Source organism: Nonomuraea sp. NPDC059007 (assembly GCF_042740555.1).
In the GTDB taxonomy this organism is placed as follows: domain Bacteria; phylum Actinomycetota; class Actinomycetes; order Streptosporangiales; family Streptosporangiaceae; genus Nonomuraea.
In genome coordinates this window covers 62725-79866 of the sequence record NZ_JBHYJD010000020.1, presented here as the reverse complement: position 1 = coordinate 79866, position 17142 = coordinate 62725, and the positions used below count along the sequence as shown (strand labels likewise).

The 17142-nt window shown below is 75.3% G+C and carries 2 protein-coding genes; both read right to left on the bottom strand.

Going from position 1 to position 17142, the window contains the following annotated elements:
• Nucleotides 1-24: 24 nt before the first annotated feature.
• Nucleotides 25-1269 (bottom strand): enterobactin transporter EntS, encoded by a 1245-nt coding sequence (gene entS, locus ACFWY5_RS30275; protein ID WP_379635974.1) that lies wholly within the window; start codon nt 1267-1269, stop codon nt 25-27.
• The gene (locus tag ACFWY5_RS30270) at nt 1266-17141 is read right to left on the bottom strand and encodes an amino acid adenylation domain-containing protein (protein ID WP_379635972.1); all 15876 of its coding nucleotides are present in this window, start codon (nt 17139-17141) and stop codon (nt 1266-1268) included. Before ACFWY5_RS30270 ends, entS begins: the two co-directional genes overlap by 4 nt.
• Nucleotide 17142: the final 1 nt, after the last annotated feature.

Here is a 17142-nt window from a genome sequence, read left to right as displayed (position 1 = left end):
GGAACCTCCATACATAGGGTGTGACTAGGACGTCGGTGCCGGTTGGCTGTCGGGTTCGCGCAGGGCGGGCAGCAGGGCGGCCAGGACGAGCACGGTGACGCCGGCCCCCGCCCCGTACACGATCAGGGCGGTCGCGGGGCTGAACGCCTCGGCCAGTACGCCGGCGACGAGGGAGCCGGCCGCGGCGGCCGCCACGACCTGCGCCTGCCAGAGGCTCGCCACCCTGCCTCTGATCTCGTCGGGCGTGTGCCGCTGCAGCAGGGTGAAGCGGAGGATGTCGGTCAGGACGCGGCCGGCGCCGTACCCGGTGAGGGCGAGGAACGCCGCGAGCGGGACGGGACTCAGGCCCGTGGCGAGCACGGCGAGCCCCATCACGAGCAGGGACGCCAGCAGCGCGAGGCCGGGGCGGCGGGCGGCGCCGATCCAGCCGCTGGTGAGCGAGCCGGCCACGGCGCCGATCGCCGGGGCGCTGTAGAGCAGGCCGAGCACGCTCTCGCCGCCGCCGAGATGGGTCTTCACCAGCGCGGGCAGCAGGACGACGGGGCCGCTGAGCAGCATCGTGGCCAGCCCGGCGACCAGCACGCTCCTGACCGTGCGGTGGCGCACCGCGAAGGTCAGCCCGGCCGCCATCGCGCGCAGGGGCGGTTCCCGGCCGGTTCCCGGCGCGGGGTAGGAGGGCAGGCGGCTGATGCTGAACGCGGTCAGGACGGTCGCCGCCGCCGCGGCGGCGTAGTTGGCGGCCACGCCCCAGGTCGCGATCAGCAGCCCGCCGAGCGCCGGTGAGATCATCGCCGAAAGGTCGGCGGTGAGGGTGAGCAGCGCCCCGGTGGCGGGCAGGTGCTCGCGGCCGACCAGGGTGGGCAGCAGGGCCGTGAGCGTGGTGGAGCTGATGCCGCCGGCCAGGCCGTCCCAGGCGGCCAGCGCGTAGATGGGCCACAGCGGCGGGTCGGGCAGCAGCGCGTTGACCGCCAGGAGCACGAACCCGATCCCGGCGGCGGTGCGGGCGGCCAGGATGACGCGGCGGCGGTCGTAGCGGTCGGCGAGCAGGCCGCCGGCGAGCGACCCGGCGAACACGCACGCGCCCGCCGTGGTCGCGACCGCGCCGAGATGCAGCGCCGAGCCGGTGATCGTGTACACCTGGACCGGGACCGCCACCATCAGCAGCCCGATCCCGAACAACGAGGCCAGCCGTGCCGCGAACACCAGCCGGAACGGCCGCGAGGCGCGCAGCGGCGTCAGATCGAGAGTGATCTTCTTCAGGACGCTCATCCGGCCGTCTCCCCCGCGAGGTGGGCGGCGATGAGGGAGCCGGTCAGCGCCCAGCCCGCCGCCCGCCCGAGCGTGTGGTGGTCCACGGGCACCGCGTGCTCCACCATCCGTCCGGACACCTGGCGCCGCCAGGCCGTCCGGTTGGCCGCGGCCTCCTCCTCGCGCTCGCCGGCCGAGGCGCCGATGAAGAGCATGTCGCCGTCGAACACCTCGAAGCAGGCGTGTCCCATCTGCTCGCTGTGGCGCAGGTAGGACTCCACGATCCGGTCGAGCGCGCCCTCGTCGAAGGAGGTCAGCACGCTCTCGGTGCGCCGTACCCGGGCGTAGAGGTCCTGCTTGTCGGTGAGGTCGAGCGTGGCGGGGTCGAGCCCGGCGGAGGAGGCGACGTAGGCCATCGCCTCCGCGCGCAGCGCCGCGCCGGTGCCGTCCCCGCCGCCGCCGGTCTCGGTGATGTAGGCGTCGAGGACCGTCAGCGAGGCGACCGCGTGGCCCTCCCGCCGCAGCGTGGTGGCCACGCGGTGCGCGACCAGCCCGCCATAGGACCAGCCGACCAGATGGTACGGCCCGCGCGGGTCGACCCGCCTGATCCTTTCCAGGTACCCGGCGACGGCCTGGTCGAAGGTGAGCCGCGGCGCGCCCGGGTCGGACAGCAGCGGCTCCTGCAGCGCGTAGATCGGGTGCGCCCCCGGCAGATGGGCGACCAGCCCGGTGTAGGACCAGCCGAGCCCGCCGGCCGGGTGGAAGCAGAAGACCGGCGCCTCCTGCCCGGAGGAGCGGATCTCCAGCAGCGGACGCAGCCCGCCGGCGCCGCCCCGCCGGTCTGCCGCCCTGGCCACCAGCCGGGCGGGTGTGGGCGCGTCGTAGACGTCCCGGACGGAGACCGCGCCGATCCGCTCGCGCAGCCGGCCGACCAGCCGCACCACCAGCAGCGAGTGGCCGCCGAGCGCGAAGAAGTCGTCGTTCCTGCCCACGTCGGCCAGCCCGAGCACCTCGCGGAAGGCGTCCGCGACCGCCTCCTCCCGCGGGCCCTGGGGCGGTTCGCCCGCGCCGGGCGCGGTGATGACCGGGCCGGGCAGGGCGTCCTGGTCGAGCTTGCCGTTCACGGTGAGCGGCAGCCGGTCGAGCGTGACGACGGCGGCGGGCACCATGTAGCCGGGCAGCACGGCGGCGGCCTCGGCGATGAGCCGTTCGACGTCGAGCTCCTCGGCGCCGCCCGCGGGCACCAGATAGGCGACCAGGTGGACGGCGCCCTGGGCGTCGGTCCTGGGTACGACGGCCGCCTGCCCGACCCCGTCCAGGCCGGTGAGCACGTCCTCGACCTCGCCGGGCTCGATGCGGTAGCCCCTGATCTTGACCTGCCCGTCCGAGCGGCCCAGGAAGTCGATCAGGTTGTCGGGCCGCCAGCGGGCCAGGTCGCCCGTCCGGTACATGCGCCCGCCCGGCCCGCCGAACGGGTCGGCGACGAAACGCCCGGAGGTCAGGCCAGGCCGGCGGTGGTAGCCCCTGGCCAGCCCGTCGCCCGCCAGGTACAGCTCACCGACGGCGCCGGGCGGCACGGGCCGCAGCCCTGGGCCGAGGATGTAGGCGCGGGTGTTCCAGATCGGCCGGCCCACGGTCGAGGTCGTGCTCTCGGCCAGGTCCGCGCCCAGGGCGTTGATCGTGTACTCGGTGGGCCCGTACAGGTTGTAGCCCTCCACTCCCCCGGCCTCGCGGATCCTGTTCCACAGCCCGGCGGGCACGGCCTCGCCGCCGAGCGAGAAGAAGACCAGCCCCGGTGCGTCCGGCGGGGCGTCGCCGCCGCACCGGGGCCGGTCCAGCAGCCCGGCCTCGACGAGGAACGTCCCGTACGACGGGGTCACGTCGAAGCCGTCGACGCGCTCGCGGTCGAAGTAGTCCAGCAGCAGCGCCGGATCGCGCCGCGTGTCCTCGTCGATGACGTGCACCTCGTGCCCGGCCAGCAGCCAGAACAACTGCTCCCACGAGGCGTCGAAGGAGAACGACGTGGTGTGCGCGATGCGCAGCTTGCGCCCGTCCTGCCGGGCGGTCACGTGGTCGAAGATGTTCTCCAGGTGGTTGTAGTACATGGTGGTCAGCCCGCGGTAGGGCACGGTGACCGCCTTGGGCCGCCCGGTGGAGCCCGAGGTGAAGATCAGGTACGCCGGGTGTTCGAGCCCGGCGGGGGCATGCCGTTCGCCGGCCGGGATCGGCTCGGGCGAGGTCGCCGCCAGCTCGGCCATCGCCTCCGGCCCGTCGAGCACGACGGCGGGCCGCCCGGCCGGGAGCAGGTCGCGCAGGCTCTCGGTGGTGAGGACCACGACGGGCGCGGACTCCTCGATCATGTACGCGATCCGGTCGGCCGGATATTCGGGGTCGATGGGCACGTAGGCCGCCCCCGCGGCGAACACCGCGAACAGCGCCACCACCATCAGCTCCGACCGGGGCAGCACCAGGGCGACCGCGCTCTCGGCGCCGACGCCCCGGCTCACCAGTAGCCGGGCCAGCCGGGCGGCGGCCGCCTCCAGCTCGGCGAAGGTCAGCTCCGCCGTACCGCTGACCAGGGCGCGCTCGTGCGGGATCAGCAGCGCGCGCTCGTGCAGCAGGTCGGCGATCGACAGTTCCGGCACGGGCCTGGGCGCCGGGTTCAGCCCGTCGAGCAGGTGCGCGCGCTCCAGGTCCGAGACGGCCTCCACACGGCCGATCGGCCGGTCGGGGTCGTCGGCGAAGGCCGTCAGGATGCGGACGTAGGCGTCCATGACCCTCGTGGCCTTGTCCTTGCCGAAGACGTCGGTGCGGAACAGCATGCGCAGCCTGGCGGTGCCGTCGGGCGGGCTGACCACCATGGTCAGCGGGTAGTGGGTGGCGTCGCGCAGGTCCCTGCCCTCGACCCAGAGCTCACCGTCCGGCCCCCAGCGCTGGTCGGGGGTGACCTTCGGCTGGTTCTGGAAGACGAACAGCGTGTCGAACAGGTTGCGCCGGCCGGCCAGCTCCTGGATGCGGGCCAGGCCGACGTAGGGGTGGCGGACCACGGTCATGCGCTCGCGCCGCACCCGGGCGGCCATGGCCCGCAGGCTGTCGGCCGGGGCGGTGCGCACGCGCATGGGCACGGTGTTGAACAGCAGGCCGACCGTGCTCTCGATGCCGGCCAGCTCCGGCGGGCGGCCGTAGGTGAGCAGGCCGAACACGGCCTCGTCGGCGCCGGTGTGCTGATGCACGAGCACCGCCCACGCGATCTCGAACAGCGCGCTCGCGGTCAGGCCCAGCTCGCGGCTGACCGCGCCGAGCCGGTCGGCCAGATCGGCGTCGAGGTCCTCCTCCAGCTCGTCCATGTGGCGCGCGTCGGCCGTGGTGTCCTGCGCGTGGGGCGCGATGAGCCCGGCCGCGCCGACCCCGGCCAGGAACGCGCGCCAGGCCTCCTCCGCCACGGACATGTCCTGTACGGCCAGCCATTCCAGATAAGTCCGGAAGTCGCAGACCTCGCGCCGTTCCTCGGCGTCCGGGTCGGTGTAGAAGGACAGCACCGACAGCAGGAACAGCGAGATCGACCAGCCGTCCATGAGGATGTGCTGGGCCCACACGACGAAGCGGTGCTCGTCCCGCGCCAGCTTGGCGAGCCCGAACCTGATAAGCGGCGGGGCGGCGATGTCGAACGGCTCGGCGGCGCCGCGTTCGCGAAACTCCTCGAACGCCTCCTCCGGCCGGGGCGCGCCGCTCAGGTCGGCCGCCGTCCAGGAGAACGGGACGTGGACCGGGATCGCCTGGACGGTGGCATCGCCGACGTCGTAGAAGCCGGTGTTGAGGTTGGGGAACTTCGCCAGCGCCGCCCGAACGGCCCCGGCCAGGCGGGCGGGGTCGAGAGGGCCGCGCAGGCGCAGCGTGTTCTCGGTGAGGTAGACCTCGCCGGTGGTGTCGGCCAGCATCAGGTGGAACAGCAGGCCTTCCTGGAGCGGGGAGAGCGGGAGCACGTCGCGCAGCGGGCCGGTCTTGTTCTCCAGCCACCGGCGGCGGAACGGCGACAGGGCGAGCATGGGCGCGGCGGCCGTCTCCCGGCCGGCGTCGCCGGTGGCGTGCAGGTGCTCCGGCGCCCAGGCCGCCAGCCGATCGGCCCAGGCGCGCAGCAGGTCGCTCGTGGTCTCGGCGGGGCCGGTGGCCTCCAGGACTGTCTCGTGAGGGCGGCGGTGGACGGTGAAAGTCAGGTCGTAGCCGGGGGGCGGGTTCTGGCCGAGACTGAGCAGGATCCGGGCCTGGGGGGCCTGCTCCAGGAACTCGGCGGTGTCGGGGCGGTCGTAGCGGGCCGTTCCGTAGGCGAGGGCCGTTTCCCGGTCGGGGGGCAGCAGGGCGTGCAGGAGGTGGTCCGGGTCGCTTCGCATGAGGTCGGCGTCGAGCAGGACCGGGAAGACCCGGGTCAGCAGGCCCACGGTGGCGGGGGCCTGCTCGCGGTCGGGTTCGTACACGTCCAGCAGAATCGGGCCGGTGACGCCCGCCTCCGCCAGTGCCGTGGCCAGGGCGGCCAGGGCGACGGGGCGCCAGGGCTCGCCGTCCAGGTGGTGGGGCAGCTCGACGCGGCCGTGCGTGATCGGGCCCGTGGTCTGTCCCGGCCACAGGTGGCCGGACTCGGCGATGCGGTCGGCCAGGTCGAGCCATGCCTCCGCCGAGTCGTCGGGGTCGGGCGCGGCGGCCAGGGTTCTGGCGTAGTCGGCGAAGGACGTCGGGGCCGCTGAGGGCTGTCCCCCGGGGAGTTCTTCGAGGATGAGGTCCCAGGAGCGCTCGTCGACCAGGGCGGGGTGCGCGCTGAGGAGAAGCTCGTCCCGACCGGTCCTGGCCGCGTGGAAGACGTGTCCCGCGGCAAGGTCCAGGGCGGTGCCCGGGTCGACGAGCACCGGCCGGGCGAGCGCCTGGAGGGGATCCACGACGCTCGTCCGCCACAGGCCCGCGCCGTCGCGCCACACGCGGGTGCGCAGGGCATCGTGCCTCAGCACGCAGCCGCGCAGGGCCCCGATCACGGCCGAGTCGTCGGTGCCGGGCGGCAGCGTGACGCGACGCGTCGTGGGCATGCCCGCCTCGCCGGAACCAAAGCCGAGGTCGCGGCCGAGGCCGGGGCCGGGGCCGGGGATTGAGCCATGGCCGCGGTCGAGGAGCCAGCGCTGGGCGGGGGTGAGCGGGGCCGGTGCCGGGGTGAGGGTGTCGGGGGTGACCAGGTCCGACAGGCGGGTGCCGGCGTGCGCCGCGGCCTGGGCCAGCACGGCGGCGACCCCGGACAGCAACTGGCGGGCCGTACCCTCGTCGAACAGGGCGGTCGCGTAGACCACCGACAGCTCCAGCGCCTGCTTCGCGCCGCCGTCGAACACGTGGAAGACCAGGTCGAACTTGGTGGTGCGGGTGTCGACCGGGCGGGGCGTGACGCGCAGGCCGTCGAAGGCGAGGGCGACCGCGGGTGCGGTCCCGTAGGAGACGAGGACCTGGAAGAGCGGGTTCAGCGTGGCCGCCCGCGGCGGGTTGAGGTGCTCGACCACCTGCTCGAACGGCACCCGCGCGTGCTCCATCGCCGACAGGTTGCCCTCCCGCATCCGCTCCAGCAGGTCGCCGACGCGCGGGTCGCCGGACAGGTCCGCGGTGAACACGAGCGTGTTGACGAACAGGCCGACGACCTCGGCCAGCCGTTCCTCGGTACGCACGTCCATGGGCGAGCCGAGCGGGATCAGCTCCCCCGCGCCCGCCTTGGACAGCTGCACGGCCACCGCCGCCTGGAACACGGTCAGCACGCTCACCCGCCGCGACCTGGCCAGCTCGCGCAGCGACTGCGACAGCCCGGCGTCGAGCGGCTGCCGCAGCACCCGGCCCTCATGGTCACTGGTCTCGGGACGCGGCCGGTCGAGGGGCAGCGCGAGCCGCCGGGGCGCGTCGGCCAGCCGTCGCGCCCAGAAGGCCAGGTCGGCCGAGACACGCGATCCGGGGTCGGCGGCGTCACCCAGCGCGTCGTTCAGCAGCCGCGCATAGTCGGCATAGCTCAGCTCAGACGCGGCCGGCTCAGGCGCGCCCGGCTCGGGTGTGGCCGGCTCGGGTGTGGCCGGGTCAGGGGCGGCCGGGTCGGGGGCGTGGGCTCGGACGCGGGCGGCGTGGGCGGTGGTGAGGTCGCGCAGCAGGATCTGTGCCGAGGTGCCGTCGAAGGCGATGTGGTGGGTGCCGACGTGCATGAGGTGCGCGTCGTCCGCCACCCTGAAGAACGTCAGCCGCAGCGGCGGCTCCGACTCCAGGTCGAAGGCCCGGTTGACGGTGGCGCGGATGGTTTCCTCGCGGCCGGCTTCCGGCACGGTGCGCAGGTCCACCAGGTCGGCCCGCAGGTGCGCGGCGAGCGCCCGCGCCGGCAGAACGCGCTGGACCGGCCCGTCCGCCCGCAGCGGGTAGACGGTGCGCAGGATCGCGTGCCGCCCCGCGACGTCGAGCAGGGCCAGCCGGAACGGCTCGGGATCGACGGGCCCGCCGCTCAGCTCCAGCATGACGCCGGTGTTGTAGGCGCTGGACGATCCCTCCAGCCGGTCCAGGAACCACAACCGCCGCTGGGCGGGCGACAGGGGCGCCTCGTCGTGCCCGGCGTCGGGCGCGACGCCGTCCGGCTGGGCGGGTTCCGACGGAGCCAGCAGCTCGGCCAGGTCGGCGACCGAGGGCCGGTCGAAGATGTCGCGCACCTCCAAGGACGCCCCGGTGGCCGAGGTGAGCCGCGTGACCAGGCGCATCGCCAGCAGCGAGTGGCCGCCCAGTTCGAAGAAGTCGTCGCCGGGCGCCGTGACCTCCACGCCGAGGACGGCGGCGAACGCCTCGGCGACCACCCGCTGCGCCCCGGTCAGCGGGGACGGCTCACGCGCGGGCGCCGCCTGCTCGGGATCGGGGAGCGCGGCCCGGTCGAGCTTGCCGTGGGGGGTGCGCGGCAGCCGCTCGAGCGGCACGTACGCCGACGGCCGCAGATGCTCGGGCAGGTGCGCCGCGGCCAGCTCCCGCACCCGATCGACAGCAGCGGGCTCGGCCACCAGATAGGCCACCAGCCGCGGCTCGCCACGCGGATCGTCACGCACGACGACGGCCGCCTGGGTGACCGCGGGATGGCCGGTCAGCAGCGACTCCACCTCGCCCGGCTCGACCCGGAAGCCACGGATCTTGGCCTGGTCGTCGGTACGCCCGAGGTAGACCAGGCTCCCGTCGGAACGCCGCCGCGCCAGGTCCCCGGTCCGGTACATCCGCCGCCCGGCGGCGAACGGATGCGCCACGAACCGGCCGGCGCTCAGCCCGGGACGCCCGTGGTAACCGCGGGCCAGCCCGGCACCCGCGACGTACACCTCACCGGCCACCCCGTCGGGCACCGGCCGCAGCGCCCGGTCCAGCACGAACACCTGCGTGTTGACCACCGGCCCGCCGATCGGCAGCGGCCCGGCGTCGTCGCCGGGCAGGCAGCGCCACAGCGTGGCGTCCACGGTGGTCTCGGTGGGCCCGTAGGAGTTGAACACGCGGTGGCGCACCGCCCAGCGCGCCGCGAGCGGCGCGGGACAGGCCTCCCCCGCCACCACCACGACCCTGCCCGCGGGGATCTCCTCCTCGGCGATCTCCGCCAGCGCGGACGGCGGCAGCGTGCAGTGGGTGATCCCGGCCTCGGCGATGAACCCGCCGAGGGGCGCGCCGAGGCGTCGCGCGTCGGGCACGAAGACGAGCGCGGCGCCGGTCAGCAGCGCCATCGCGATCTCCCACACGGAGGTGTCGAAGCTCAGCGTGGCGAACTGCAGCACCCGGCTGCCCGGCCCGGCGCCGATCGCGCCGGCCATGGTGACGCCGAGGTCGGCGAGCCCGGCATGGGTGACCACGACCCCCTTGGGCCGCCCGGTCGAACCCGACGTGAAGATCATGTACGCGGCGTCGTCCACCCGCGCCCCCGGTCCAGGATGCGCACCCGCCCCCGGCTCCGGCGGCGTACCCGCCGGCGCGAGGTCGAGCTCGTCGAGCGGCACCGGCCGCGGCCCCGGCAGCCCGGCGGGCAGCGTCGGCAGGGTCTCGCGGGTGGTGAGCACCGCGACAGGATCGGCGTCGCGCAGCATCAGCGCGATCCGCTCGGCCGGGTAGGCGGGGTCCACCGGCAGGTACGCCGCCCCGGCCCGTTGCACGCCCAGCATGGCGACGACGGCCTCGGGACAGCGGGGCGCCAGCAACGCCACCAGGTCGCCCCGGCCGATGCCGCTCCCGGCCAGCGCCGCGGCGAGCCGGGAGCCGGCCTCGTCCAGTTCCCCGTAGGTCATCCGGGTGCCGTCCATCTCGACGGCGAGCGCGTGCGGGTCGCGGGCGGCCTGGCGGGCGAACAGCTCGGGCCAGGTGGCCGGCGCGACGTCGGCCTCGGTGGCGTTGCCCTCCAGCAGGATGTGCCCGCGGGCCTGCGGCGACAGCAGGTCGAAGGCTCCCACGCGCCGCTCGGGGTCGGCGACCAGCGCGGCGAACAGCCTGGTCAGCGCGGGGCCGGCGGATCGGGCCAGGTCGCCGGGCAGCACGCCCGGCCGGTGCCGCAGCACCAGGCGCAGGCTGTCGCCGGGCAGGGCGGTGATGCCGATCGGGTAGTGGGTGGCGTCGTGCCCGTCCACGGCCGTCACCGACAGGCCGGAAGCGGCGGCGAGCGTGTCGAGGCGCCGCTGGTCGAAGGGGAAGTTGTCGAAGACGGCGAAGGTGTCGCACAGGTCGGCGTGCCCGGCGGCGCGCTGGATGTCGGCCAGGCCGAGGTGGTGGTGGGCGATGAGCCCGGCCTGCTCCCGCTGCACCCGGCGCAGGCTGCGCAGCGCGGTGTCGCCGGGACGTAGCCGGAGGCGGGCGGGGACGGTGTTGACGAGCATGCCGACGAGGCGGTCGGCTCCCGGCACCTCGGGCGGGCGGCCGGAGGTCATGCCGAGCAGGACCACGTCGTCGCGGCCCGTCCAGTGGGCCAGCAGCATGGCCCACGCCCACTGCACGACGGTGTTGAGCGTCAGGCCGTTGCGCCTGGCCAGCCGGGTCAGCGCGGCGGTGAGCCCGGCGGGCAGGTCGATGTCGAGGCGTTCGGGCAGCGGGACGGGTTCGTCGAAGGGGGCCAGAAGGGTGGGCTCGTCCAGGCCGGCGAAGTGGTCCCGCCAGGCCCGGCCGGCGGCTTCCCGGTCCTGTCCGGCCAGCCAGGCGCGGTGGGCGCGGGGGTCGGGCGGGGGCGGGAGGACGCTGTCGTCGGCGGCGGCGCCGTACAGGGTGAGGAGCTCTTCGACCAGCACGGACAGGGACCAGCCGTCGAGAACGACGTGGTGGGTGGTGATGGTCAGGCGCCAGCGGTCCAGCGCGGTGGGCTGGAGGTCGAAGCGGATGAGCGAGGGGGCGGTCAGGTCGGACGGCTCCTCGCCGCCCCAGCGGGGTTCGGCCTCGGTGTGCACGACCTGGACGGCGGCGCCGGAGGGGGTGCGGGTGATGGAGCTGCGCAAGCTGGGGTGGCGGCGGATGAGCGCGGCGCTCGCGCGGCGCATGCGCCCGGGTGACAGGGGGCCGGACAGGTCGAGGGTCCAGCTGATGAGGTACGGGTCGGGGCCCGCGGTCGTCTCCTTCCTGAACAGGATGCCTTCCTGGGGGGCGGTGAGCGGCCAGACCTCCCGCAGGGACGGGTGGCGGGCGCGCAACGCGGCGTCGTCGGCCGGGCTGAGGGCTGGCGGCGTCCAGCCGGGGGCCGTGGTGGTGTCGTGGCGGGCCCGGGCGGCCAGTCCGGCCACGGTGGGGTGGGCGAACACGTCGGCGGGGGTGATCACGATGCCCTGGCGCCTGGCGAGGCCGGCGAGCCTGACGACGAGCACGCTGTCGCCGCCGAGCTCGAAGAAGCCCTCGTCCACGCCGGTCGCGGTGCGGCCCAGGACCTCGTCGTACAGGGCGCACAGGTGGCGTTCCACGGCGGTGGCGGGCGGGCGCCCGGCGGGGGTGTCCTGGCCGGGGGCGGGCAGCGCGTGCTTGTCGACCTTGCCGTTGGGGGTGGTGGGCAGGGCCGGGAGGGCGAGCAGGTGCGCGGGGATCATGTGGCCGGGCAGGGCGGCGCCGAGGTGGGCGCGCAGTTCGGCCGTGGTGGGTGGTTCTGTTTCCGGGACGTAGTAGGCGACGAGCCTGCCATGACCGGAGGCGTCCCGGTGGACGGCCGCGGTGGCCTGCCGTACGGCGGGGTGGGCGGTCAGGGTGGCGGCGACCTCGCCCAGTTCGATGCGGAAGCCGCGCAGCTTGACCTGCTCGTCCTCGCGGCCGAGGAACTCCAGCGCGCCGGTGCCCGTCCGGCGGGCCCGGTCGCCGGTGCGGTAGAGGCGGCCGGCGCCGGTGAAGGGGTCGGCGACGAAGCGGGCCGCGGTCAGCGCGGGCAGGCCGTGGTAGCCGCGGGCCAGCCCGGCTCCGCCGAGGTACAGGTCGCCCGGCACCCCGGCGGGGACCGGGCGGAGCCGTTCGTCCAGCACGTGGGCGACGGTGTTGTGGATCGGGGCGCCGATGGGCGGGTCGGCGGGCAGGTCGCCGCCGAGCGGGGCGCGGGTGGACCAGACGGTCGTCTCGGTGGGGCCGTAGAGGTTGACGACGTCGGCGCCGCGGGCGCGCAGGCGGGTGGCCAGGGCGCGGTCCAGCGCCTCGCCGCCGGTCAGGGCCCGGATGCCGTCGAGCGCGCCGTCTCCGTCGGCTTCTGCCAGCAGGCGCCACTGGGTGGGCGTGGCCTGGACGACGCTCGCCCCGCAGGCGCGTACGGCGGCCAGCAGCCTGGCCGGGTCGCGTACCTCCTCCTCGCGGGCCACGACCACGGACCCGCCCGCGATCAGCGGCGCGAACAGCTCCAGCACCGAGATGTCGAACCCCGCGGTGGTCAGCGCGAGGACGGTGTCGTCCTGGCCGATGTCCTGGCCGGTCATCGACTCCAGGAAGTTGACCACGGCGGCCATGGGCACCACGACGCCCTTGGGGCGGCCGGTCGAGCCCGAGGTGTAGATGACGTAGGCGGCCCTGTCCGGCAGGTACGGGCTCTCGGCGAGCGGCGCGGCGACGCGGGGCCGGTCGATCTCCAGTCTCGGCACGCCCGCGGGGAGCTCGGTCGCCGACGTGGTCAGCACCAGCTCGGGTGCGGCATCACTCAGCATGTACGCCAGCCGTTCACCCGGATAGTCCAGATCCAGCGGCAGATAGGCGGCGCCTGCCCTCCACACCGCCAGCAACGCCACGACCAGCTCGGCCGACCGGGGCAGGGCGACGGCGACCACCGGCTCGCGGCCGTGCAGCCGGGCTCGCAGGTCACCGGCGAGCAGCGCGACCCGCTCCTCCAGTTGCCCGTAGGTCAGGGTCTCGCCGTCGCAGCGCACGGCGACCGCGCCGGGATGCCGGTGGGCGCGCCGCCGTACGAGCTGGTCGGCCGCCGCGGGCGTCACCTGCCTGACCGGGCCCTGCCAGGCGGTCAGCAGATCGGCGCGCTCGGCGCCGGTGACCAGGTCGAGGGCGGCGACCGGCGTCAGCGGGTCGCGGGTGACGGCCTCCAGCAGCAGCTCAAGGCGCTCGGCCAGCAGCGCGGCGGTGGCCGGGTCGAACAGGTCGGCGGCGTACTCGACCTCCCCGCGCAGCGGCGTGCCCTCGCCGCGCTCGCTGACGCGGAACGTCAGGTCGAACTTGGCGGTCCCGGTGCCGACCAGGCGCGGCTCGCCCCGGTACAGGACGCCGTCGCCGGTGCCGGCGGGCAGCGCGTGGTAGCTGACCAGCACCTGGAAGATCGGGTGCCGGGCCAGGGACCGGGACGGGTTGACCGCCTCCACGACCCGCTCGAACGGCACGTCCTGGTGGGCGTAGGCGTCCAGGTCGCTCTCGCGGACCCGGTCCAGGAGCTCGGCGAACGCCGGCCCGCCGGAGACGTCCACGCGCAGCGCCAGCAGGTTGACGAAGAAGCCCGCCACGCCGTCCAGCGCGGGGTCGCCGCGACCGGCGACGGGCGTGCCGACGCAGACGTCGTCGCCGGCGCCCATCCGGTGCAGCAGGGCGACGACGGCGGCGTGCACGAGCATGAAGGGGGTCACGGCGGCGTCGGCGGCCAGGCGTTGCATCCGGGCGCGAAGTTCGGGGCTCAGCTCGAAGGCGTGCACGCCGCCCCGGTGCCCGGCCCGGGACGGTCTGGGGCGGTCGGCGGGCAGGTCCAGCTCGGCGGGCGCGCCGGCCAGGCGGGCGGCCCAGTGCTTGACTCCGGCCAGGGCCTCGGGGCCGTCGCCGGCCGGGCCGTCGAGCTGCAGGAGCGCGTGGTCGGCGTACTGGAGGGCCAGCGGTTCCCACGTGGGCTCCACGCCCCTGCGCCTGGCTTCGTAGGCGTGGGCCAGGTCGTCCAGGAGCACGACCGTCGACCATTCGTCGGCGGCGATGTGGTGCACGACCAGCAGCAGCACGTGCCCGCCGGTGTCCCGTTCGCACAGCCGGGCCCGGATGGGCGGCTCGGTGGCCAGGTCGAAGGGATGCCGCGCGGCCGCGGCGAGCGCGTCGCCGAGCCCGGCGGCGCTCACCCGGACGACCTCCAGCGGCGGGGCCGCCTCCCGCGGATCCAGGACGCGCTGCCACGGCAGGCCGAGGTCCTCGGGGAAGACGGTACGCAGGCTCTCCTGCCGGGCGGCCAGATCGGTCAGCGCCTCCCGCAGGGCGGGAAGGTCGACCTGGTCGCGCAGTTCGACCGCGATGGGGATGTTGTAGGTGGGCCTGGGGCCGTCGGTGCGGTAGAGGACCCACAGGCGGCGCTGGGCAGGCGACAGCGGAGGGCGCGCCGGGCGGGTGGTCGGGCGCGGCGCCGCCCGTTCCGGTTCCGCCGTCCGCAGGTACGCGCTGAGCGCGGCCACCGTGGGATGGTCGAACAGGGCGCGCATGGTGATCCTGACGGCCAGTTCGGCCCGGACCCTGCCCGCGACCTTGGCCGCGCCGAGCGAGTCGCCGCCCAGCCGGAAGAAGTCGTCGCCCAGGCCGACGGAGGGCACGCCCAGCACGCCGGCGAAGATCCCGCACAGCCGTTCCTGGGCCGGAGTGGCCCGGACGGCCGGCGCGGCGGCGCTCTCCACGGCGGGGTCGGGCAGCGCGGCGCGGTCGAGCTTGCCGTTGGCGTTCAACGGCAGCGCCTCCAGCCACACCACGTGGGCGGGGACCATGTACTCCGGCAGGCTCTCGCGCAGGGCGGCCGTCACCTCGGACGGGGCGTCCTCGCCCGGTGCCCGCACGACGTAGGCGACCAGGCGACGGGACGGGCCGCGCACGTCGGCGGCGGCCTGGGCGATGCCGGGCAGGGCGCGCAGCGCGTGCTCGATCTCGCCCAGCTCGATCCGGAACCCGCGCACCTTGACCTGCGCGTCGGCCCTGCCCAGGTAGTCGAGGCGGCCGTCGGGCAGCCATCTGACCAGGTCGCCGGTGCGGTACATGCGGCTGCCCGGCGCTCCGTTCGGGTCGCCGACGAACCTGCCCGCGCTCAGGCCGGGCCGGTTCAGGTAGCCGCGGGCCACGGCGGCGCCGCCGACGTACAGCTCGCCGGGCTCGCCGGGCGGGACCGGCCGCAGCGCGTCGTCCAGCACGTACGCGCGGCTGCCCGGCACCGGGCGGCCGATCGTGGGTGTGCCCCGGCCGGGGGCGACGGCTCCCGCCGTGGCGATCACGGTGGTCTCGGTGGGGCCGTACATGTTGAAGATCGCGCAGCCCGGCATCCGTTCCGCCACGGCGGCCACCAGGTCGGCGGGCAGCGCCTCCCCTGCGGCGATCAGGCAGCCCGCCCGCGCCCGGAAGGAGGGGTCGGCCAGGACCGTGGCCAGCACGGACGGAACGCCGCTGATCAGGCTGCCCTGCCAGGTCAGCCGGTCGTCCTCCAGCAGGGCGAGCGGGTCCTCGACGATCTCGACGGCGCCGCCGTTCAGCAGCGGGGCGAACATCTCCAGCGCGGAGACGTCGAAGGTGAGCGAGGTGGACAGCAGGACATGGCGCAGGTGCTCCTCACCGAGGATCTCGCGCGCCCAGGCGGCCAGGCCGACCACGCCGCCGTTGGAGACGACGACGCCCTTGGGCGTGCCGGTGGAGCCGGAGGTGTAGATCACGTACGCGGCGGCGGCGGGGCCGGCGCCGTGCGGGACCGGCCCGCCGCCGTCCGGCGCGGTCCGGTCGTCGAGGACGAGCTCGGGCAGGCCCAGATCGCCGCCGCCCAGGCCGGTGCCGGGGGCGCGCAGCAGCAGCACGGGCGCTGCGTCGTGGGCGATCAACGCCGCCCGCTGGAGCGGGTAGCGGGGATCGATGGGCAGGTAGGCGGCGCCGCTCTTGAGGACCGCGAACACCGCCACGACCAGGTCGGCCGTCCTGGGCAGGCAGAGGGCGACCAGCTTCTCCGGTCCCGCGCCGCGCTCGCGCAGCCGCGCCGCCAGCGCGTCGGAGCGCCGGTCGAGCTCGCCATAGGTCAGGTGCGTGCCCGCGTGCCGTACCGCCACCGCGTCAGGATCGCGGCGCACCACGGCCGCGAAGGCCTCGGCCACCGAGAGCGCGGGGGCGCGGGCGGCCTCTCCCGCCCATTGCGTGAGCACGGTGTGCCGCTGGCCGGGTGTCGCGGTGTCCAGCGTGCCGATCGGCCGGTCGTCCGGCGCGAACCGGCTCAGGAAGTCCAGGAACCGCTCCCGGTGCGCGGCCAGTTCCTCCCGCGTGAACATCGACGGGTTGGCGTCGAACTCGAAGGCCAGCTCGGCCCCGGCCGGGTAGACGGAGATCGTCAGCTCCTCCACCGGCCCGGCCGCGAGGTAGCGCGAGGCTCCCGGGGCGCCGGCGAAGGCGAGCGGGCTCTCGAACGGCTTGATGTTGAGCCACACCCGCGAGGGCGCCCGGTCGCCGATCTCGGCTCGCAGGTCGCCGCGCATGTCCTCGAAGCGGTACTCCTGCCGTTCACGCGCCTCGGCCAGCCGTTCCCTGGTACGGCGCAGCAGCTCAGCCCCGCTGGTCCCCGGCCCGGCGGCGATGTCGACCGGCAGCACGTTGACCCACGTCCCCGGCACCCGCGGGTACGCCGACCCGGGCTTGCCCATGAACGGCACCCCCACGACGACGTTCCGGTCGCCGGTCATCCGGTGCAGATATCCGGCCACGGCCGCCATGACGACCTCGGCCCAGTTCGCCCGGTGGGCGGCGGCGCCGTCCTTGAGCCGTGCCGTCGCCGCGGCGTCGAGGCGGCCCAGCTCGCGCACGAAGCTCCGTGCGGGCTGCCCCGCCCGCCTGGCCAGGCCGGTCGCGGCGGGCAGGTGCCGCTGCCGGTCGAGCCAGTGCCGCCGGTCCTCGTCGTAGCGGGCGGAGGAGCGGTAGCCGGCCTCCTGCTCCAGCGCCTCGGCCAGCGGCAGGAACGGGCTCGGCCCGGGTTCGCGCCCCGCGGCGAGCGCCGTGTAGACGGCGGCGACCCTGCGCTGCAGCTGGGCGTGGGCGTACCCGTCGAGCAGGATGTGGTGCGCCCGCTGGTACCAGTAGTGCCGATCGGCCCCGATGGTGAACACCACCTGCCGCACGAGGTCGTCGCCGGTCAGGTCGAGCGGCTCGGCCAGGTCGGCCCGCATCCGCTCCAGCGCCGCGCCGTGCGGGTCGGACGCGTCGCTGACGTCCACGATCCGCGCCCGGTACGGCGTCATGTCGGCGACGCGCTGCCGGACGGACTCGCCCTCGGCCTCGAACCGCACCCGCAGGACGTCGGTCTCGTCCATCACCCGGTCGATCGCCCGGACCAGGAGCGCGGGGTCGAGCTCGCCGGTGATCTCGACGTACTCGGCGGCGTTGAAGATGGGGTTGTCCGGGTCGAGCCGCTGGGCGAACCAGAGGCCGCTCTGCGCGCGGGACAGGGGCAGGATCGTCACC

Coding starts and splice junctions, on each gene's coding strand:
- entS (WP_379635974.1), bottom strand. CDS start 1,269: ATGAGCGTCCTGAAGAAGATCACTCTCGATCTGACGCCGCTGCGCGCC.